Source organism: Moorena sp. SIO1G6, from assembly GCF_010672795.1.
Taxonomy (GTDB): Bacteria; Cyanobacteriota; Cyanobacteriia; order Cyanobacteriales; family Coleofasciculaceae; genus Moorena; species Moorena producens.
The window spans coordinates 113,360-133,575 of sequence record NZ_JAAHFZ010000013.1 but is presented as its reverse complement, the minus strand read 5'-3'; the positions used below and the strand labels follow the sequence as shown (position 1 = coordinate 133,575).

Sequence of the window (20,216 nt, the reverse complement as noted above, 5' to 3'; positions counted from 1 at the left end):
GGGGTAGGGAGTAGGGAGTAGGGTGCGTTAATAACGCACCAAGCCAAGGATAAAGATGCTCTGGGGTGATATCTTTACAACAAGAAGGACAAGTCAACTTAGTAATTACCCAAGTAGTCAATGAATGGTAAATTCCCACTAACTGCATTATACAAGCGCAGATCTGCCGTGATGAACTTAGCTGCCATTGCCTCTGCTAAGGCTAGATAGAGGGCATCATAGACAGTCCGGTCAAAAACTGCTCCCAAACTATAGGCTCTGGGTAAAATAGATTCTGTCTCTACTGTTGGCAGAGATAGTGCTAGTAGGTGGGCAATGAGACTATTTCCCTCTTGCTCAGTAATCAAACCCACTCTTTGTCTTTTCCAGATGATATTTCCGACTTCTGCTAGGATCAGTTGTGGCGCAATCAAATCTACTCTGGATAACTCCCAATGTTTACGGACAGCCAGAGCCTGTTTGGTTAATGGCTCCACAAACAACCACTTAGCAACAACGCTACTATCAATCACCAACAGCATTAACGGCTCCGGTCCTGATTAATTTGCTCCACTGAATCAGGCATGACACCGACTCGGGTAAAGATTGTTTCTCTAGTGCGATCAATTGCTTCGAGAACCTGTGTTGAAGGTCGCTGGGAGAGTCCCACAGACCGCTCCAATAACACCAGAATCTGTTGATTCACAGAACGGCGTTCTCGGGCAGCCATTGCTTTGATTTTTTGGTAAAGCTCTTCAGGAATATCTCGTAGACTTAAATTGGTCATGGTTTTCCCTAATGTTTACACTATCATGATAGCATAGTAGTAGAAAACCAACCCATGGGAGTGGGATGCTCTTTCAGAGCCACTACGCGATCGCGCTCATCGTCTAACCTACGTTATGGGCAGTATCTCAATATATAGCACTACACATTAAGGTAGTGTAAAAAAAATCCCAATTAAAGTAGGGTGGGCAAAGTAATATTATCTAGAATACTCATTTGAACCAAACTGTTTTTGCCCACCCTACAAGCCTGTTCCCTTTGCTAGAGTATCTCAATATATCACTTCGGCTTTGTAAGCATCACGCGCCAAAAAACAAAAGCAATTAAAGATGTATAACCTAATACTGTTAGCCACTCCTGCAAAGTGCCGATACCAAATAAAACTGTGTTATCCATAAATACAAAAGTATTGAATATAAAATTTAGTTAACCATTCAGCCGTCAGCTGTCAGCCGTCAGCTGATAATAAACCCAGCGTAGCGTGCTTATCGCACAAACGGAATAATTTAATAGTTCGAGATTAATCATAATTTAAAGTCTGGATAAAAGCCCATCAAAGCATATACTGATAGCTGATAGCTGATAACTGATAGCTTACAAATTTAGCGCAATTCTCTTCCGAAGGGAAATAGAGACAGGGGAATTAATTTAAAATGCTGTTGGGCAAAGGGAATACCAATAATCGTAATGGCTAAAATTAGCCCTGATACCAAATGAGCCACAGCAATCTCCCAGCCAAAAGCGATCAACCAGATAATGTTAAAAATCATATTGAGGAGGCTACCAGCCTCTGAAGTTTCCTCAATTGTTCTGCCAAATGGTGCCAGAGTAGCGATGCCCAACTTTATAGCCTGTATTCCAAAGGGGATGCCAATAATAGTCAGACAAATCCCTAATCCACCGATAATGTAACCGGCACCAACAACTAAACCGCCGAAAATTAACCAGATAATGTTTCCTAAAAGGCTCATGACTCTATTTTATTAATTCCCTTGGTGCTACTTAACTATACCAGTTAATGGGATAAAGGACTTCGTCCTAGGTTTGAGGGAGTAGGGAGTAGGGAGTAGGGAGTAGGGAATAGGGGTAATAAAATTAAATGGTCTAATCCTGAAACATCACAGCAAAAAGCTCAGAGCAAACAGTGATCAGTCAACGTCACAGGGCTTTTGCTGTTGCTCTTCCAAAAACAGCTCTACAGCCCGATTAAACTCTTCCGGCTCTACTAAAAATGGCCAATGATTCCCATAAACTTGACGAATAGTTAGATTTTTGAGATAAGTTTTATAGGGTTTTAGCTGTCCATCGGAGCGATTAAGACCATTTTCTGGTACTATCAATACCGTAGGAATATCAATGATTTCCGTTAGTCCTGCTACGCGCATCACGTCTTCAAAAATCTCATTTCTGGCCTGAACCACAAATTTACTGCCCCAACTGCCATCAGGTTTAGGTTCAATGCTGGCTTGAAAGACGTTTTGCTGAAAGGGACTCCAGCCCCGGTATTGTTTTAATTGTTTAGCTTGTGCTTCCGCTTGCTCATAACTGACAAAGGGTCCCATAGCTTTTACAAAAGGCAAGACACGGAACAGTATGGGAAACAGAACCTTAAACCACATCGGAATTTTCCCGATGAAAAAGGGATCCACCAAAATTAGGCTGCGTAATCGCGATGGATTTTGCTTAGCCCAGATCGGAACTAATTTACCAGTCCAGGAGTGACCGAGGATATCAGCACTAGACCATCCTAGGTGATCCATTAAGGCTTCTAAATCCGCGATGTGATCATCAAAGGTATAGCCAAGATCCGGCTTGCTACTTTCCCCATGACCGCGCAGATCTGGAGCAACGATATGATACTTTGGGGCAAGGTAATCCCCGAGGCTAGACCACACTAGGCCATGGTCTGCTAATCCATGTAAGAGTAACAAGGGAGTTTGGCCTTGGTTCCATTCTAGGTAAGACAGTTGGATGTTTGGTAAGTCTAAGGTTTGACGTATGGGCATGATGGGATGATTGCGATTAAGCCATGGTACAGGCTTTCTTATTAGGTAAGCATTCAGCCGTCAGCTATCAGCTAATGCGCTACGCGCACGCTACTTGAGCTGCTATCAGGCGCTTTAACTGCACGGGATCGGATGAGTAAAACCAGCAGGGATTTTCAACCAGTCGTACCAGCACCCCCTAGTTTGTTTACTACCTTCCGTTGATTAGCTGACGGCTGACAGCTGATAGCTGAATGCTTACCTTATTAGCTTCTTGTTCCGCTTTTAATTTTCGTAATCTAACTATACCTGGAGGAGGGTTTAGTTCTTGAGCTTTATGTTGCTGATGACTCCATTCCAGCCAGTCATAAATATATTGGCTGACAACTTCTTTGTTATTTAAGTAGTAAAGAATTGTAGCATAAACTTGTTCTAAGGTAATGGTGTAAAAACAGTTAAGAATTTCTTCTGGAGTACGATTACGATAAATGTACTCATACAGCACATTTTCAATGCCCACTCGGGTTCCTTTGATGCGAATATCATCAGGAGCCATAAAATCAAAATAGTCTTCTATTTTCATCAGTTCAATAATTGATAATTGATAATTTTAAAAGGACTGTTGATCCGGATTCCCCTCAAAGCACTGACAGGGTCCGCAATCGATTCAGCGCTGCTGCTAATTCCAAGGGGCGGAATTGAACTAAATCCCCTTCAGGAAAGAACGTTAGTACATCGAATCCTTCTTCTTCAATATCCCTCATCACCAGAGCTAAAATTTCCGATAGGGTCAACCGTTCATCGATATAATGCTCTTTAGCATAAACAAGAGCTTTGGAAATTGCTCTTAACTGACCTACTTCTACAATCTGCTCAACAGCAGATAAATCAATATTTTCTGCACCAAACCCTACCTCATCTACATCTCGGACTTTCAATTTTACGGCTTTGCGTCCACGACTGGGGTCAATCCCATGGGCTAATGGTACTCGTGGGGTAATAGTGCCAAAGTGTTTCCCGCCTTCAGCGCTGCGTTCGGTAAAGTATTTTTCGGCAATTAACTGAGCCTTTTCCGTGACATCCTGGGGTTGGAAGTTGTCCATGGCAATGACCGTATCGGCTACATCAAAGTAATCTCCACTGCCTCCCATGACTAATATAGTAGAGACACCATACTCGGTATAGAGCTGTTGGACTTTATCAATAAATGGTGTAATCGGTTCTTTATCTTTAGCAATCAGCTCCTGCATACGGCGATCGCGAATCATAAAGTTAGTTGCTGCTGTGTCTTCGTCTACCAACAGTAACTCGGTACCGGCCTCCAGTGCTTCCATAATATTTGCGGCCTGGGAGGTGCTACCACTAGCATTGGTGGTGGAAAATTTTTCAGTGGAGCGACCTTGAGGTAATTGATTAATAAATGGGGAAATATCTACACCAGAAATCCCCCGACCATCTTCAGCCCGAATCTTGACGGCGGTGGGATTGGTGACTACTAATTCCCGTCCATCTCCAGGAATATGATTGTAAACTCCTAATTCAATGGCTTTGAGCACTGTGGACTTGCCATGATAGCCACCTCCTACAATCAAGGTGATCCCTTCTGGGATTCCCATACCGGTAATTAATCCTCGATTGGGACAAGTGAATGCGACTTGAAGTGTCTTGGGAGATTGAAATGCGATCGCATCCTCTTGTAATGGTTTGTCATCCACCCCACTGGAGCGTGGCAAAATGGCACCGTTAGGAATAAAGGCAACTAATTCACGGGGTCCGAGCTGTTGACGCAGCCAATCGGCATCTTCCACTGTTTCTACATGATGCTTAATCTCAGCTGGATCGAGGACTTCATACTTGATGGATTGGTCAATAATATCAGGGATATCTTGGCATAGCATTTCTGCGGCCTGACGCCCAGAAATCCGACGACCACGAGCTGGTAATCCTACCACAAACCGGATTTCTACCCCTTGATCACTAACCAAAGCGGAGGTGCGCTCCAGCACGGATTGTCCGACACGGGTAATGGCAATCAAGCCACTATTCCCAGTACCCCGCCGACAGCTCATTTCCCCAGCTACCCAATCAAATGAGCGAGTTAGATAATCTTCTAGGGCGATGGCTCGGCTGTCAGTGCGATAAAGCTCACTGGGGAAACCAGCCACTGACTGGGGTAAGTACACGCGCACTTGGCTAGGAGAGGCAAAGGGGTCTCCCTGAACCCTGTCAATCACTAGAGTGAAATCTGGAAACTGATAGCTGCCCTTGATATCTCTGTAGGATTTGTAGCTGCGGTCATCGAGTTGTAGGAGTAAAGACTCCAATTGATTGCTAGTGGCCATAATTGCAAGCAGAAAATTGCTTGTTAATTGTCAATGGTTACTACCAACTTGTCAATTAACAAGGGATTAATGACTGTTGACTGTTGACTGTTGAGTACCCTGATGACTATTGAGTAATGACTTAAGCTATCAGCTATCAGCTATCAGCTATTAGCTATCAGCTATCAGCTATCAGCTATCAGCTATCAGCTATTAGCTATCAGCTATTAGCTATCAGCTATCAGCTATTAGCTATTAGCTTATGGGCTACGCCCACGCTGTCTTGATTCAGTCGCTACTTGAGGTGCTTTTGAATATAACAGGTAACTATCTGTTTAATGTGACTTCCGTCTGCATACTTGATAACTGACCACTGACCGCTGACCACTGACCGCTGACCGCTGACCGCTGACGTTTACTAACTTGACTGCTCTGAGAGATTTACTAGACTTAATTCTTGCAGTGATTTTTCCAGAGCAGCAGTTTCCCAATAGAGCTTAATTGCTCCATGGAAGTTAGGATTTACTGTAATATCGTCTATAGTATAGACGTTAACAAATCCGAATTGAATTGCTTTTATAACAGCCTTTCTGGGAATCAATTCAACATATTTTTTCAAGTAACCAGCACTTATATTCAGCGATACATCAATGCGATGATAATTACCCACATTCACAAACCCAAACATCTTAATATCAATTTCAGATTGTTCATGGAAAACGGCTTGTTGTAGGGTTAAAGCACCAGCTTCAATCAGTTCTTCCATTTGGCCGGCGTCTGCCAAGTTTTGCCTAAATAATCCCAGCAGCTTCCCTAAAGTAGCCTCATCTTGATCCTTAAGTACGACTTCTAAGTCTATTCCCAGCTTCTCTTCATTTACAGAGTTTTTGATCAATGCGATCGCACCTTCTCTGAATCCCTGATCTTGTGTTGGAGGATTCTGTCTCAACCCCTGATCTTGTGGTGGTGGATTCTGGTTGAACAGTAAGCTGGGTTGCTCACCACTTTGTTGACTGCTATCATATCTATCAATTAAGCCAAACTTAAGTAATAGTTTGTCAATACCTAAAATTTGCTTTTGGGCAGCTTGCCATAGCATTGTTCTGAGGTTAGTCCTAAATTCCCCGATCGGATTTAATAACCACCAAGCTTTACGAGACAGAGACTTTTTGGAAAGATGATTCCCCTTATTCCATTGATTTTTCAGCTCCTGATCGCTAAGGTAACGGGACTGAAACGGTAAGGACGAGTCGGGAATAGAGATTAGTAGTTTTCCGCCCTCATAGGTTAAGCCAGGGGTAAAAATTTTATCTATTTTAATTTCAATCTCATGGAGTTGGAAGATACTGGTGGGTTGACCGAGGATGCTGATTTGAAAATATTGAAGAAATTCTCCTACTGCCTCCATTTGTTGTAAGGCCAACTTTTTTACTGACTTAAAGGGAATATTTTTACCGATTTTTACAGATATATTGTAAACCTGATCCAATGGTATAATGTTGCTAATCGAAATTTTACGACGTTGCAAGCAGTCTATTACTTCCCGGTCATGGTGTTTAAAAATATTGGCAGCATTCTCCTGAAAAAAAAATCGATACTCTTCGTTGTTTGCTGTTATAGTGCGGTTAGGAGTCATATCAAACCCTGGTCCTTAATGACTTGTTAATTGAAAATTTACGATTGAGACTTGTGACTTGAGACTTGTTAATTTAAATTTGACCAACACTGAAGACTAATACGTATTACACCCGACAATATCTTACCTATTACAAGTGATATTATAGTTGATAATTTGATAATTGATAATTTTTGGTTAACGGTTGACAGTTGACGGTAATATACACGTAAGCTATCAGCTATCAGCGTGTCGCGTATCAGCTATCAGCTATCAGCGAACAGCGATTAGCGCTACGTAAGCATTCAGCCGTCAGCTATCAGCGAACAGCGATTAGCGCTACGCCCATGCTACCTGAACAGCTAAAGGTCTGTGGCCACGCTACACCGAACAGTTTATGCCCATAGCTTAGGCTACTAATGGTGCTTTTGAATAAAATAACCTGACGGCTGACGGCTGATAGCTGAATGCTTACGCACTACAGATGGTGCTACTTGAGTGGCCATTGGCCTGTGGCCACGCTACACCGAACAGCTTTTGAATAAAATAAGCTGACGGCTGACGGCTGACGGCTGTTGGCTTAGCCTGCGCGTAGCGCATATGCTTACATATACACTCAACTGTGAACAAAAAAGAGTTGCATCAAGACATGGTGATGGTTAAATGGGTATGGGCTTAAGACTGGACAGTGAGCATCAACTGGCAATTCAAAATCACGCAGAGAGCACCTATCCTGAAGAGTGCTGCGGTTTACTATTGGGTAAGCACCGGGGTGATGTGAAAACGCTGGTTGAGGTATTACCCACACCGAACAACTGGGATGGTGAAGCAGCTGATGCCTATCCTATGGTTGAGGGCAAACATCAGGGAGATTATAGCAGACAGCGCCGATTCAGCATTGCTCCTGAGGTGCTACTGCGGGCACAAAAAGACGCACGCGATCGCAATCTCGATATAATCGGGATCTATCACTCTCATCCGGATCACCCAGCGGTACCTTCAGAATTTGATCGTGCGATCGCTTGGCAGCAATACTCGTATATTATTGTTGCTGTTGAGGAAGGTAAAGCGTGTGACTTCAGAAGTTGGAGCCTGGATGAACACCACCAGTTCCAGCCAGAAGAAACTATCATTATCAAAGGTTAAGTCCTGAGTCTTACCGCTTCAAACCCAACATGCCATGTTAAATCCCAATCTAGATGAAATCCAATTAAGTAAAGACGAATACGAACGTTACTCCCGACACCTGATTTTGCCCGAAGTTGGCTTAGAAGGACAAAAACGTCTCAAAGCTGCCAGTGTCCTATGTATAGGTAGTGGTGGATTAGGTTCACCCCTATTGCTCTATCTTGCTGCTGCTGGAATTGGAAACCTAGGTCTAGTAGATTTCGATGTTGTAGATAGTTCTAATCTCCAACGTCAGGTAATTCACGGGACGTCGTGGGTAGGTAAACCCAAAATTCAGTCGGCCAAAGAGCGGATTCTAGAAATCAACCCTCACTGTCAGGTAGACCTCTACGAAACCCTGCTGAATTCCGAGAATGCCTTGGAAATCATGGCACCCTATGACATTATCGTCGATGGTACAGATAACTTTCCCACCCGTTACCTAGTCAATGATGCCTGTGTACTTCTGAATAAGCCAAACGTCTATGGCTCTATTTTCCGGTTTGAGGGACAGGCGACAGTGTTTAATTACGAAGGTGGTCCCAACTACCGCGACTTGTTCCCTGAGCCCCCACCACCAGGAATGGTACCTTCCTGTGCCGAAGGAGGGGTTTTGGGCATTCTGCCAGGAATTATTGGCGTGATCCAAGCAACGGAAACGGTCAAAATTATTTTAGGCAAGGGCGATACCCTCAGTGGACGTTTGTTGCTGTACAACTCTTTGAATATGACCTTCCGGGAATTGAAACTGCGACCCAATCCAGAACGACCGGTGATTGAGCAGTTGATTGACTATCAACAATTCTGTGGCATTCCCCAAGCTAAAGAAGAGGAAGCCAAACGCCAGATGGATATCAAAGAGATGAATGTCCAGGAGCTCAAGGAACTCATCGATAGTGGTGCGGATGATTTTGTTTTGATTGATGTCCGCAATCCCCATGAGTATGATATTGCTAAGATTTCTGGCTCAGTGCTAGTGCCATTACCGGATATTGAACAGGGTTCTGGTGTAGCAAAAGTCAAGGAACTGGTTAATGGTCATCGCTTGATTGCCCATTGCAAAAAGGGAGGTCGCTCAGCTAAAGCCTTGGGAATTTTGAAAGAAGCTGGTATTGAAGGGATTAATGTTAAAGGGGGTATTACCGCCTGGAGTCAGGAAATTGATTCATCAGTACCGCAATATTAAATCAAGTATGAAGGATGAAACGGATCTATAGCTTTTCTTGCAGGCGTTGCTGATTATGGGTATGGTTTCGCCCCCCTAACCCCCCAATTCTGGGGGGAAAAAAACTCTAAAAGTCCCCCAAACTTGGGGGATTTAGGGGGCTTCAACAAAACCAGATGATCGCGCATTCATTCCTTAATTCAGCAACGCCTTCTTGCATTTATGAGGTACGCTTCTCAACTTAAAAGTCCCCCTTTTTAAGGTAAACGGGGGATCGCTTTGTACCTCATAGCTATAAGACTTGCTATATTGGTTTATTCCTGATGCTTGATTTGATAGTTAAAAGTGATAGTTAAAAGTCATTAATCGTAGGGTGGGCAGTGCCTACCAACGCGCTTTGCAAGCTTCATTATCTGTCTGGTGCACTGCCCACCCTACATGAACTTTCGACTAAACTTTCGACTAAACCACAACTGGGTCTAAATGCTCGATGCGAGTACCTAAAACTTTGAGGAATTCTGCTAGCCACTGGGGATGAGCAGGCCAAGCAGGAGCTGTTACTAAATTACCGTCTACTATTGCTTGATCTACTGGGATGTCAGCATAGGTTCCACCAGCACGGGTAACATCGGGACCACAGGCTGGATAAGCGGAACATTTTTTACCCTGGATTACATCTGCTGCTGCCAACAATTGAGCACCATGACAAATTGCTGCGATTGGTTTGTTGGCTTGGGCAAAGTGCTGCACGATTTTGATCACATCTTGATTGAGGCGGATGTATTCTGGTGCTCGCCCCCCTGGAATCACTAGGGCATCATAATCTTCAGGATTGATCCCATCAAAAGTGGCATTGAGAGTGAAGTTGTGACCAGGCTTCTCCGTGTAAGTCTGGTCTCCTTCAAAGTCATGAACCGCTGTGCGAACAATGTCCCCAGCTTTTTTGTCAGGACAGACAGCATCAACGGTATGTCCTACCATCTGCAACCCTTGGAACGGAACCATCACTTCGTAGTCTTCTACAAAGTCACCTACGAGCATTAAGATTTGCTTTCCGGCCATGTTATTACTCCTGTGGTTTGAATCGGAATAGCTCTTGACCAATCTTAATGTATCAAGGTTCTGACGTTGTTCGCGTAGCGTGGCCTTTTGGCCAAGGTTGTCTGTCAGAATGTAGAATGTAGAATGCAGAATGTAGAATGTAGAATGCAGAATGCAGAATGCAGAATGTAGAATGTAGAATGCATAATGTAGAATGTAGAATGTAGAATTCTTAATTCTTAATTCTTAATTCTTAATTCTTAAGGCTCTCCTAGAGTGGCTATGATAAATTAGTATAAAATAATCGCCATAGCCCTTACTAATCAATGGTTTTAGTAATTTAAAAATACAAATTTAATCAAAATGTCTTTTTAGTTGATTGAATCCCTTGCTATTTAAGGGGTAATCGCTGATTTAAACTACTCATTTCCTATAATCAGTCTAGGAGAGCAATTCTTAATTCTTAATTCTACATTCTTAATTCTTAATTCTTAATTCTACATTCTTAATTCTTAATTCTTAATTCTTAATTCTTAATTCTTAATTCTTAATTCTTAATTCTACATTCTTAATTCAAAAATTGGGATTTAGTGCTCCAACCAAACCGCTAAATCTGTTACTGTCTCAAAATCCAACAACGCTTCACTCAATTCCTCCAATCGAGTAATCGATAATCCCTCAATCTGCTGTTGGAGCACAGGGTCAAGTAAACCTAACCTCAGGGTTAGCTGACGCATCACAATTAATACCGCTTCCTCCTGCTTTCCGCGCTGGAGTCCCTGCTGGAGTCCCTTTTGGACTCCCTTTTGGATAATATCTTGATAGGTGACTGATTCTTCCATAACTTCCTCGCTTAACAATCGACGGACTAAATCTTGATCAAACCGTAAACCAGCCAGCACATCCACACAGGCCGCTAGGTTTCCCCGTAATGGTTTTTCTTCAATTCTATCCACTTGAGCAACCACTTGCTCTAACAATCGTAGGGGCTGATTACTCCTGGCTAAAGTGGCCAAGGGTAACAAAGCCCGATTGGCTAACAGTGGTAATGGGTCTTGCTCCCATAGACGAACTACTCGATAACTATGCCAGGTGTTAGTATCCCTAAACTCGTTCGTGAATACCAGATCTGAGGTTGTAGACTTGAGAAAAATCACCACCTGCTCAATCGGACATCGGTACTTGCGCTGTAGTCTGACCCAATAGTCCAACATCCGAAATGGTAATGGTGGGTCGGATTGGGGTAGGGTTTGAAATTCTAGATGCAGAATTTGGTTAGTACTTTGGATTAGAGTCAGAGCATCAGCTTGAATTGGTTCAGCACTTAATTCCGTTTTAAGTACCTGAATATCGCGAGGTTCTTCACCCAAGAGCCAATGAAAAAACTCTGATGGGTATTCTTCTGCTAAGTATTTACAGATATTATCGTAAGCCAAGGCAAATTGTTCAAAGTTAACACTATCTCAGACAGCGATGCAGCGCGGTCTTGGGGGTTTCCCCCACTCGCTATTGCATCAAGACAGTGTAGTGAATCCCATCTAAAAAATTGATCGCACCTGGATCTTGTTTATGGAGTCAAGCTATGATACCCCAGCACTAATGATTTAGATAAGATCTAAAAAAGACCTGATCTAATCAGGTCTTTTCAAAATCATCTTCCCACCAAAAATCCTGGTGAACACTAACAGTTCAATATCAGCCGTGCTCCAACCAAACCGCTAAATCCGTTGCTGTCTCAAAATTCAACAACGCTTCACTCAATTCCTCCAATCGAGTAATCGATAATCCCTCAATCTGCTGTTGGAGCACAGGGTCAATTAAACCTAACCTCAGGGTTAGCAAACGCATCACAATTAATACTGCTTCCTCCTGCTTTCCGCGCTGGATTCCCTTTTGGACTCCCTTTTGGATAATATCTTGATAGGTGACTGATTCTTCCATAACTTCCTCGCTTAACAATCGACGAACTAATTCTTGATCAAACCGTAAACCAGCCAGCACATCCACACAGGCGGCTAGGTTTCCCCGTAATGGTTTTTCTTCAATGTTATCCACTTGAGCAACCACTTGCTCTAACAATTGATTAGGGTTATTGCTCCTGGCTAAAGTGGCCAAGGGTAACAGAGCTCGATTGGCCAAAAGTGGTTGAGGGTCTTGTTCCCACAGACGAATTACTCTATAACTATGCCAGGTGTTAGTATCCCTAAACTCGTTATTGAATACCATCTGTGAGGTCGTAGACTTTAGAAAAATCACCACCTGGTCAATCCGACATCGGTATTTCCGTTGTAGTCTGACCCAATAGTCTAACATCCGAAATGGTAGTGGTGGCTCAGATTGGGGTAGGGTTTGAAATTCTAGGTGCAGAATTTGGTTAGTACTTTGGAGTACACTCAGAGCATCAGCTTGAATTGGTTCAGCACTTAATTCGGCTTTCAGTACCTGAATATCTCTAGGTTCTTCACCCAATACCCACTGAAAAAACTCCGATGGGTATTCTTCTGCTAAGTATTTACAGATATTATCGTAGGCCAAGGCAACTTTTTCACAAATGTTTGACTATCTCAGATAGTGTAGTGAATCCGAGCAAAAAAATTGATCGCACCTGGATCTTGTTTATGGAGTCAAGCTATGATATAGCCCTTGATTTTAGTTAGAGTTATCTTGGAGCCAGTTGAGTAAGTCTTCACTGGTTTTAAAATCCCAGATGGCTTCTGATAAACGCTCTAGCTCTTGATTCGTCAAGGCTTCGATTAATGCGATATCATCACTGGTTAGTTTGCCAAAACGGCGCTCAAGCTGTCGCAATATTACCCTTCTTTCCCCTTCTTCTCGTCCCTGTATTATTCCCTGTTCTATTCCTTCCCGTTGAGCTAGACTCAATGCACCTCGAGTGTCCTCCAACACCATCTCCTGCTTGCGGAGTTTTTCCAATTCTGACACACTCAACCCCGCTTGATTCGCTATAGTTAACGCTTTTTCTAGCTGTGGTATTTCCCTGAGATTATCAGGAATAATTTCTAAGCTGGGCGCTTCTTTGATAAAATATATCCACTTATCTATCACACTTTCTAACTCTTCCAGTTGTTTATTAAATTTGGGAAGTTCCACAAACACCAGCTTTAATTCATTCTCCTGATAAGGCAAGTGGTCTTCTTCTTCTTGAAAGTAAAAACAGCTAATTACTTTCTCTGTTGAGGGGAATAACTGAAAATCCGTGATGGTTAAAGCAATGACTGGATTTAGATGGAAATATCCCTGTCCCGATTTTAGTTGATTCCCATAGGTTTTGCACAAGTTATATACCACTCGCTTCTCGAAAGCCTCCACATTCCAGATTTGCATTTCAATCAGCACAGTCGTTCGATCCTCTAATACTGCCTTAACATCCAGATAAGTGTCTTTTAACTCCACTACATCCCCGGCACTATAGGGGTCAAGGATTTCTAAATCCTGGATTACCGACTCCCCAGAGTAGATCATGGCATTGAGGAAGGAAATCAGAATATCCTTACTTTGATCTGAGCCAAAGATTTTCTTGAAAGCAAAGTCAGTTTTGGGACTAATGAATCTCATGGTTTTACCAGTTTATGAGGTAGAGTGGTTAGTCAATGTCTTTCCTAGGGAATCTCACGGACATCGTTTCATTCATCATCCTAGCAAAATCCGTTGATATTCTAGTGTATAACCGGTGAGCATTTCTCTAAGCTTAAAGCGATGCAGTTGGCCAAAGGGGGTTTCCCCCACTCGCTATTGCATCAAGACAAGGAATCAACGGAAGGAATCAACGGGAGTGAAGCAGGATGGTTGTTAAAAATAGTAGTAAAAATACTAGCAATAATACTAATACTAATCAATCCAGTAATAATCAATGGCATGATGTTCGTGCAGCGTTGAAACAATTCTGGGGTTACGAGGATTTTCGACCCCCCCAAGGTGAAATTATTCGGATGATTTTAGAACAACGGGATGCTTTAATTATTTTGCCTACTGGTGGTGGTAAGTCGATTTGTTTTCAACTACCAGCGTTACTACAAACTGGATTAACATTAGTGATTTCTCCACTGGTAGCATTGATGGAAAATCAGGTGCAGGAATTGCGCGATCGCAAATTACCTGCTGCTCTGTTACATAGTGAATTACCTCGCTACCAACGGCAACAAACTCTTAAAGCTATCGAAAACCAGCAACTCCGATTGCTCTACTTATCCCCAGAAACCCTACTCAGTGCAGCAGTGTGGAAACGGTTGTGTCAGCCACAGGTTCAGATTAATGGATTGATTTTAGATGAAGCCCATTGTTTGGTTCAATGGGGTGATACCTTTAGACCGGCTTATCGCCGTTTGGGTGCAGTAAGACCAGCACTGCTCAAGTGTAAGCCGAAGGGAACAAAAATTGCGATCGCATCCTTTACTGCTACCGCTGACCCCAAGGCTCAACAAACCATCCGCAAAGTCTTGCAACTGCAACAACCCCAAACATTTTTAATTAGCCCCTATCGAGACAATCTTAACCTCCACGTCCAAACCGTCTGGACTCCCAAAGGACGTCGCCAACGAGTATTGAACTATATTAAAGCCAGACCTAAACAAGCTGGTTTAGTCTATGTGCGTTCCCGAAAAGATAGTGAAGTGTTAGCGCAATGGTTTACTTCCTTGGGATATTCCACCGCAGCTTACCACGCTGGCTTGGGTGCTCAGGAGCGTCGGAAAATTGAAGCCAGCTGGATTAGTGGTCAGACCCAATTTGTGGTATGTACCTGTGCCTTTGGCATGGGGATTAATAAGCCAGATGTACGCTGGGTGGTGCATTTCCAAGCACCTTTACTCTTATCGGAATATATTCAGGAAGTAGGTCGTGGCGGCAGGGATGGTAAACCAGCGGATGCTTTGACCTTAGTCAGTGAACCAACGGGATGGTTCAATCCAGAGGATAAGCAACGACAAGAATTTTTTGCCCATCAAATGCGATCGCAATACCAACAGGCTCAACAGTTAGCAAAGCAATTACCAGCCCAGGGAGAAGTAGCCAAAGTAGCCAAAGAGTTTCCCAATGGTGCCATAGCCTTAGCACTCCTCGATAGTGCTGGTCAACTAGAATGGATTGATCCATTCCATTACCGGCAACACCGGTCTCAAAAATCTTCCTCCCTAGCACAGGTTAGTAATATCCAACAGCAAGCCCAGTCTCAGATGAATCAATACCTGAAAACTCGCCAGTGTCGTTGGCAATTTTTACTAAAGGCATTTGGTTTTACTCAGGAAGCAGTTGGTTTTAAATGCGATCGCTGTGATAATTGCTCATAGCATTTATCAAAGGGAGTAGGGAGCGGTGCGACCCAAGGGCGATTTACTCGCCCTAGGAGGCGCGCACCGTAGGGAGTAGGGAGAGCTGCGACCGGTGGAATAGGCATCTTGCCTGTCCCTTGATCTCTTGGGTCGGGCAGGATGCCCACTCTACTCCTATTCATTCAAAGACTGACACAGCTTATTCAATTTTTATTGTTGAGATTCCTGTAATTCTTTTAAATAATTATTTAGTTTCAACAGACTATATATTCCTAATGCTGTACCAATTGGTAAACTCAACAGATTCACACATGCCGCAATCCAGTTAGCAGTATTTGGCTTGGCTCGCTGATAGAAGAATCCTGCCATTATATTAACAATTCCAAACCCAAGTAGAAATATATGCATGGCGATAGTGAAGAAAATTATCCAAGTATCACATGCATCTCCTCGGAAAGGTTCATTAATACATAATGAAGGACGCATCTGGATTATATATCTCGAAAAATCGAAATATATACGAAATACGAACAATCCAAAGAAGAAATAAATGCCGCCCCAAATATAGCGATGCAGCGCGGTCTTGGGGAGGCAGTGCGGTCTTGGGGAGGCAGCGCGGTCTTGGGGGTTTCCCCCATGAGCGACTGCCGTGGTTCCCCCCATGAGCAACTGCCGTGGTTTCCCCCATGAGCGACTGCATCAAGACAGTGAAAGATACTGAGCCACTTGAAACGTTTCATAGAGTGCTCTCCATTTCTTGTTTAAGTTCCAGCTATAGTAATTAATATAGCTGGATTAGAGCGGACATCTCTCTTAAAGCGCACCTAAGCAGTCTTGGAGGAAACCCCCATCAGCGATGGCATCAAGACACGGTTTGTTTTATAACTGAATAATATCCAATTTAAATGCACAACAACTTCACACCAAAAACTCCTCAGCTCTTGTTCCTAATCTTCCCGATTCCCGATTCCCGATTCCCGATTCCCGATTCTAAATTCTTAATTCTAAATTCTTAATTCTACTTGGTGGTGCGTTACGGGGCGGGCTATCCTAATACTGGCTACTTCGGGGTGAAAATGAGGGCAAGCCCGCCCCTAACGCACCCTACATTCGCTCAATTCTCAATTCTCAATTCTTAATTCTTAATTCTTAATTCTTAATTCTTAATTCTTAATTCCTCTAAAAAACCTTCTATCCGCTCCCAAACTTTCTCCAACAAATCAGGACAATCCGCATCAAACCATTCAATCTCAGGATAAGCCTTAAACCAAGTGCGTTGACGTTTAGCAAATTGGCGAGTGTGGACAACAGTTAACTCTCTGGCCTGATCAAGGGATAAGTTACCAGCAAGATAATCTTTAATTTCCCGATATCCCAACGTATCCAGTAACGGTAAATTCCAACCATACTTCTGAGCAATAGTTTCCACCTCAGCCACAAATCCTGCTGCTAACATTTGGTCAGTACGCTGAGCAATCCGCTGGGTAATAGTTTCAGAATCCTGACATTCCAAACCAATCTGGAGAATTGGATAATTAGGAGGATTCTCTCCCTGCTGCTGTGATATCGGAATTCCAGTTACATAAAATACTTCCAATGCTCGCAATGTCCGCACTTGGTCATTGGGATGAATCTTCCCAACAGCAACAGGGTCAATCTGTTGGAGGAAATTATAGAGCTGAGCTTGACCAAGAGCAGCTAGTTGCGATCGCAAATCTTTCTGAGGTGCAACCCGAGGAATTTTTAACCCCCGCACTACGGATTTGATATATAAACCAGTACCACCAACAAGGAAAAGAGGTTTATTGTTTAAGTCTGCCTGATCTACCCGGTCTTCCTGGTGTTCCCTATGTTTGCTAGCTATAATTTCCTGGGCTTGCTGTTGATAATCAGCTACAGTTAAGGTTTCGGTTGGATCACAGATGTCGATCAGATAATGGGGTACCTGCTGTTGTTGAGCGAGTGTCGGCTTAGCCGTTCCAATATCAAATTCTCGGTAAACCTGACGAGAATCAGCATTAAGAATTATCGAACTAACCCGCTGGGCTAATTCTATCCCTAGACTAGATTTACCTGTGGCTGTAGCACCGCAAATTACTATGACTGCTGAGTGCTCAGTGTTGAGTTTTGAGTTTTGAGCGGAGGGCTGTTTCATCTTGCATGGTGACATTCGGAACCCACTCGACCACTGACCCACTGGGTGATAACCTATATAGTCAATCCCCTATAGAAATAACCTATGAAAGTGGTCTGTGGTCGCCTGTAAGGCTTTTGTGTTACAATTTTCGGGTGTTTTATCATTTTTGATGAATCATAGCCTTTCCAAGCTTTTAAGGGAGAACCCCGAAAGATTATGACGAGTAGTTACAGTGCCGATCAGATTCAAGTTCTAGAAGGTCTCGAACCGGTGCGGAAACGCCCAGGGATGTACATCGGGACAACTGGACCTAGGGGTCTCCATCATCTAGTGTACGAAGTTGTAGACAATTCCATCGATGAAGCGCTGGCTGGGTATTGTACTCACATCGAAGTTGATATCAATAGCGATGGTTCCGTAACCGTTACCGATGACGGACGAGGGGTACCTACAGACACCCACCCTACCACAGGGAAATCAGCACTGGAAACCGTAATGACCGTACTTCATGCCGGTGGTAAATTTGGTGGCGGCGGCTATAAAGTCTCTGGAGGATTGCACGGTGTTGGGGTTTCCGTAGTCAATGCTCTGTCTGAGTGGGTAGATGTAACGGTGTGGCGGGAGAAAAAAGAACATACCCAGCGCTATGAGCGGGGTGTCCCCATGACTGAACTACTCGTCAAGCCTTATAAAAAAAACCACACTGGTACCTCAGTAAACTTCAAACCAGATATCGAAATCTTTAGTAACGGTATTGAGTTTGATTACACTACCTTATCCGGACGTCTGCGGGAACTGGCTTACCTCAATGCTGGTGTTAATATTACCTTCTCAGACCATCGCCTGGAAGAACCCAGAGTAGAAACCTATCACTACGAGGGAGGTATCCAGGAATATGTCGCTTACATGAACCGAGAAAAGCACGCCCTACACGAGGAGATTATCTATATACAAGGGGAACGCAAAAGTATCCAAGTGGAAGTGGCACTACAATGGTGCATTGATGCCTATAGTGATAATTTGCTGGGTTTTGCTAACAATATTCGCACCATTGATGGTGGTACCCACTTGGAGGGGCTCAAGACAGTCTTGACCCGAACCATGAATGCGATCGCACGCAAGCGGAATAAAATCAAAGAAAGTGAGTCTAACCTAGGTGGTGAGAATATCCGAGAAGGATTAACTGGGGTGATTTCTGTCAAAGTCCCAGAGCCAGAATTTGAAGGTCAAACCAAAACTAAACTGGGGAATACAGAAGTAAGGGGCATTGTAGATTCCCTAGTTGGGGAAGTCTTGACTGAATACCTGGATTTTCGTCCCCAAGTGGTCGATACTATCTTAGAAAAAGCCATTCAAGCCTATAAAGCCGCAGAAGCTGCTCGTCGTGCTCGTGAGTTAGTCCGGCGCAAGTCAGTACTAGAGTCTTCTCCCTTACCCGGTAAGTTAGCCGATTGTAGTTCTCGGGACCCAGCGGAATCAGAGATATTTATCGTTGAGGGAGATAGTGCAGGGGGCTGTTTTTCTGGAGAGACACAGGTTGCCCTGGCTGATGGACGTTCTTTGAGCTTCAAAGAACTTGTAGCTGAACAAGCTATGGGTAAAGAGCATTTTTGCTACACGATTACCAATAATGGCAGCATCGGAATAGAACGGATTATCAATCCCAGGATGACCAAAGCCAATGCTAAAGTCATCAAACTTACCTTAGATAACTCAGAAACCATTATTTGCACTCCCGATCACCTGTTCATGTTGCAAGATGGTAGTTATAAGCCAGCAGTATCTCTGACTCGTGATGATTTGCTAATGCCTCTGTATCGGCCACTGGCAGAAATCAGGAAACAGGCAAAGGTCAAAACCCAAAACAAAGAAGCCTATTCCGCTTTTGCTGGTAATCAGACACAGGTTTGTGACCCTGTTGCCAACTATAACTACCAAGTTGTTGCTATTGAACCCCTAGAACAATTGGTAGATGTCTATGATATCGAAGTGCCTCATACCCATAATTTCGCTTTAGAGAGTGGGGTATTTGTTCACAACAGTGCTAAACAAGGACGCGATCGCCAATTCCAAGCCATTCTCCCCCTCCGTGGAAAAATCCTCAACATTGAGAAAACTGATGATGCCAAAATTTACAAGAACACAGAAATCCAATCCCTAATTACAGCCCTAGGGCTAGGGATAAAAGGAGAAGAATTCGATCCGTCCAATTTACGCTACCACCGCATCGTAATTATGACTGATGCTGATGTGGATGGCGCTCACATCCGTACTTTATTACTAACCTTTTTCTACCGCTATCAACGAGCCCTTGTAGACCAAGGCTACATCTACATCGCCTGTCCGCCCTTATATAAACTAGAACGAGGTCGCAACCATAACTATTGTTATAGCGATCGCGAACTACAACAGCGGATTAGCCAATTTCCGGATAACGCTAACTATAACATCCAACGATTCAAAGGATTAGGTGAAATGATGCCACAGCAGTTGTGGGACACCACCATGAATCCAGAAACTCGCACCATGAAGCAAATCGAAATCGAAGATGCTGCTGAAGCAGACAGAATCTTTACTGTACTCATGGGAGACCGGGTTGCTCCTCGCCGCCAATTCATTGAAACCTATGGCGCTCGACTCAATCTAAACGATTTAGATATTTAACGTCTACTTTACTCACAAATCGGTGCTCGTTCACCAATAAAGGGTATTCCTTCACGAGAAAAGGGTAC

The 20,216-nt window shown here is 43.5% G+C and carries 19 protein-coding genes; 4 read left to right on the top strand and 15 right to left on the bottom strand.

Annotated features, from left to right (window positions below):
• Nucleotides 1-98: 98 nt before the first annotated feature.
• The 8 genes from F6K63_RS14945 to F6K63_RS14910 form a co-directional block, all read right to left on the bottom strand.
• Nucleotides 99-521: a type II toxin-antitoxin system VapC family toxin gene (locus tag F6K63_RS14945; RefSeq protein ID WP_008190319.1), complete on the bottom strand. Its 423-nt coding sequence runs from the start codon at nucleotides 519-521 to the stop codon at nucleotides 99-101.
• Nucleotides 521-766: a FitA-like ribbon-helix-helix domain-containing protein gene (locus F6K63_RS14940; RefSeq protein ID WP_008190321.1), complete on the bottom strand. Its 246-nt coding sequence runs from the start codon at nucleotides 764-766 to the stop codon at nucleotides 521-523. The genes F6K63_RS14945 and F6K63_RS14940 overlap by 1 nt, the downstream gene beginning before the upstream one ends.
• A gap of 601 nt (nucleotides 767-1,367) precedes the next feature.
• Complete coding sequence (locus F6K63_RS14935) at nucleotides 1,368-1,736, bottom strand: YccF domain-containing protein (protein WP_008190325.1); 369 nt, start codon at nucleotides 1,734-1,736, stop codon at nucleotides 1,368-1,370.
• 177 nt (nucleotides 1,737-1,913) lie between these two features.
• Nucleotides 1,914-2,771: an alpha/beta fold hydrolase gene (locus F6K63_RS14930; RefSeq protein WP_353813022.1), complete on the bottom strand. Its 858-nt coding sequence runs from the start codon at nucleotides 2,769-2,771 to the stop codon at nucleotides 1,914-1,916.
• A gap of 190 nt (nucleotides 2,772-2,961) precedes the next feature.
• Nucleotides 2,962-3,333 (bottom strand): DUF433 domain-containing protein, encoded by a 372-nt coding sequence (locus tag F6K63_RS14925; protein WP_008190327.1) that lies wholly within the window; start codon nucleotides 3,331-3,333, stop codon nucleotides 2,962-2,964.
• 55 nt (nucleotides 3,334-3,388) lie between these two features.
• The gene (locus F6K63_RS14920) at nucleotides 3,389-5,092 is read right to left on the bottom strand and encodes an ABC-ATPase domain-containing protein (RefSeq protein ID WP_008190329.1); all 1,704 of its coding nucleotides are present in this window, start codon (nucleotides 5,090-5,092) and stop codon (nucleotides 3,389-3,391) included.
• 397 nt (nucleotides 5,093-5,489) lie between these two features.
• Entirely contained in the window at nucleotides 5,490-6,707 is a 1,218-nt protein-coding gene (locus F6K63_RS14915; protein ID WP_287249548.1) for a hypothetical protein, read from the bottom strand.
• 450 nt (nucleotides 6,708-7,157) lie between these two features.
• Nucleotides 7,158-7,286: a hypothetical protein gene (locus tag F6K63_RS14910; protein WP_267872113.1), complete on the bottom strand. Its 129-nt coding sequence runs from the start codon at nucleotides 7,284-7,286 to the stop codon at nucleotides 7,158-7,160.
• A gap of 63 nt (nucleotides 7,287-7,349) precedes the next feature.
• Here F6K63_RS14910 and F6K63_RS14905 point away from each other — a divergent pair, with 63 nt between their 5' ends.
• Entirely contained in the window at nucleotides 7,350-7,832 is a 483-nt protein-coding gene (locus tag F6K63_RS14905; protein WP_287312548.1) for a M67 family metallopeptidase, read from the top strand.
• 34 nt (nucleotides 7,833-7,866) lie between these two features.
• A complete protein-coding gene (gene moeB, locus F6K63_RS14900; protein WP_287312546.1) occupies nucleotides 7,867-9,039 on the top strand; it encodes a molybdopterin-synthase adenylyltransferase MoeB in 1,173 nt (390 codons plus the stop codon).
• Between the two features lie 441 nt (nucleotides 9,040-9,480).
• Here moeB and F6K63_RS14895 read toward each other — a convergent pair whose 3' ends face one another.
• The 4 genes from F6K63_RS14895 to F6K63_RS14880 form a co-directional block, all read right to left on the bottom strand.
• The gene (locus tag F6K63_RS14895) at nucleotides 9,481-10,080 is read right to left on the bottom strand and encodes a DJ-1/PfpI family protein (RefSeq protein ID WP_008190336.1); all 600 of its coding nucleotides are present in this window, start codon (nucleotides 10,078-10,080) and stop codon (nucleotides 9,481-9,483) included.
• Nucleotides 10,081-10,646: 566 nt separating this feature from the next.
• Nucleotides 10,647-11,495, bottom strand: coding sequence for an Rpn family recombination-promoting nuclease/putative transposase (locus tag F6K63_RS14890; RefSeq protein WP_287312544.1), 849 nt, complete (start codon nucleotides 11,493-11,495; stop codon nucleotides 10,647-10,649).
• Between the two features lie 259 nt (nucleotides 11,496-11,754).
• On the bottom strand, nucleotides 11,755-12,594 hold the full coding sequence (locus tag F6K63_RS14885; protein WP_287312542.1) for an Rpn family recombination-promoting nuclease/putative transposase: 840 nt from the start codon (nucleotides 12,592-12,594) through the stop codon (nucleotides 11,755-11,757).
• Between the two features lie 114 nt (nucleotides 12,595-12,708).
• The gene (locus F6K63_RS14880; RefSeq protein WP_287312540.1) at nucleotides 12,709-13,635 is read right to left on the bottom strand and encodes an Rpn family recombination-promoting nuclease/putative transposase; all 927 of its coding nucleotides are present in this window, start codon (nucleotides 13,633-13,635) and stop codon (nucleotides 12,709-12,711) included.
• A gap of 227 nt (nucleotides 13,636-13,862) precedes the next feature.
• Here F6K63_RS14880 and F6K63_RS14875 point away from each other — a divergent pair, with 227 nt between their 5' ends.
• Nucleotides 13,863-15,365: a RecQ family ATP-dependent DNA helicase gene (locus F6K63_RS14875; protein ID WP_287312539.1), complete on the top strand. Its 1,503-nt coding sequence runs from the start codon at nucleotides 13,863-13,865 to the stop codon at nucleotides 15,363-15,365.
• Here F6K63_RS14875 and F6K63_RS14870 read toward each other — a convergent pair.
• The 3 genes from F6K63_RS14870 to miaA form a co-directional block, all read right to left on the bottom strand.
• A complete protein-coding gene (locus tag F6K63_RS14870) occupies nucleotides 15,317-15,529 on the bottom strand; it encodes a hypothetical protein (protein ID WP_287312537.1) in 213 nt (70 codons plus the stop codon). The two genes, F6K63_RS14875 and F6K63_RS14870, sit on opposite strands and share 49 nt — an antisense overlap.
• 28 nt (nucleotides 15,530-15,557) lie before the next feature.
• Nucleotides 15,558-16,010, bottom strand: coding sequence for a hypothetical protein (locus F6K63_RS14865; protein ID WP_008190345.1), 453 nt, complete (start codon nucleotides 16,008-16,010; stop codon nucleotides 15,558-15,560).
• 493 nt (nucleotides 16,011-16,503) lie between these two features.
• Complete coding sequence (gene miaA / locus F6K63_RS14860) at nucleotides 16,504-17,502, bottom strand: tRNA (adenosine(37)-N6)-dimethylallyltransferase MiaA (protein ID WP_287312536.1); 999 nt, start codon at nucleotides 17,500-17,502, stop codon at nucleotides 16,504-16,506.
• 198 nt (nucleotides 17,503-17,700) lie between these two features.
• Between miaA and gyrB the strand changes: the two genes are divergently transcribed.
• The gene (gene gyrB / locus F6K63_RS14855; RefSeq protein ID WP_287312535.1) at nucleotides 17,701-20,148 is read left to right on the top strand and encodes a DNA topoisomerase (ATP-hydrolyzing) subunit B; all 2,448 of its coding nucleotides are present in this window, start codon (nucleotides 17,701-17,703) and stop codon (nucleotides 20,146-20,148) included.
• Nucleotides 20,149-20,216: the final 68 nt, after the last annotated feature.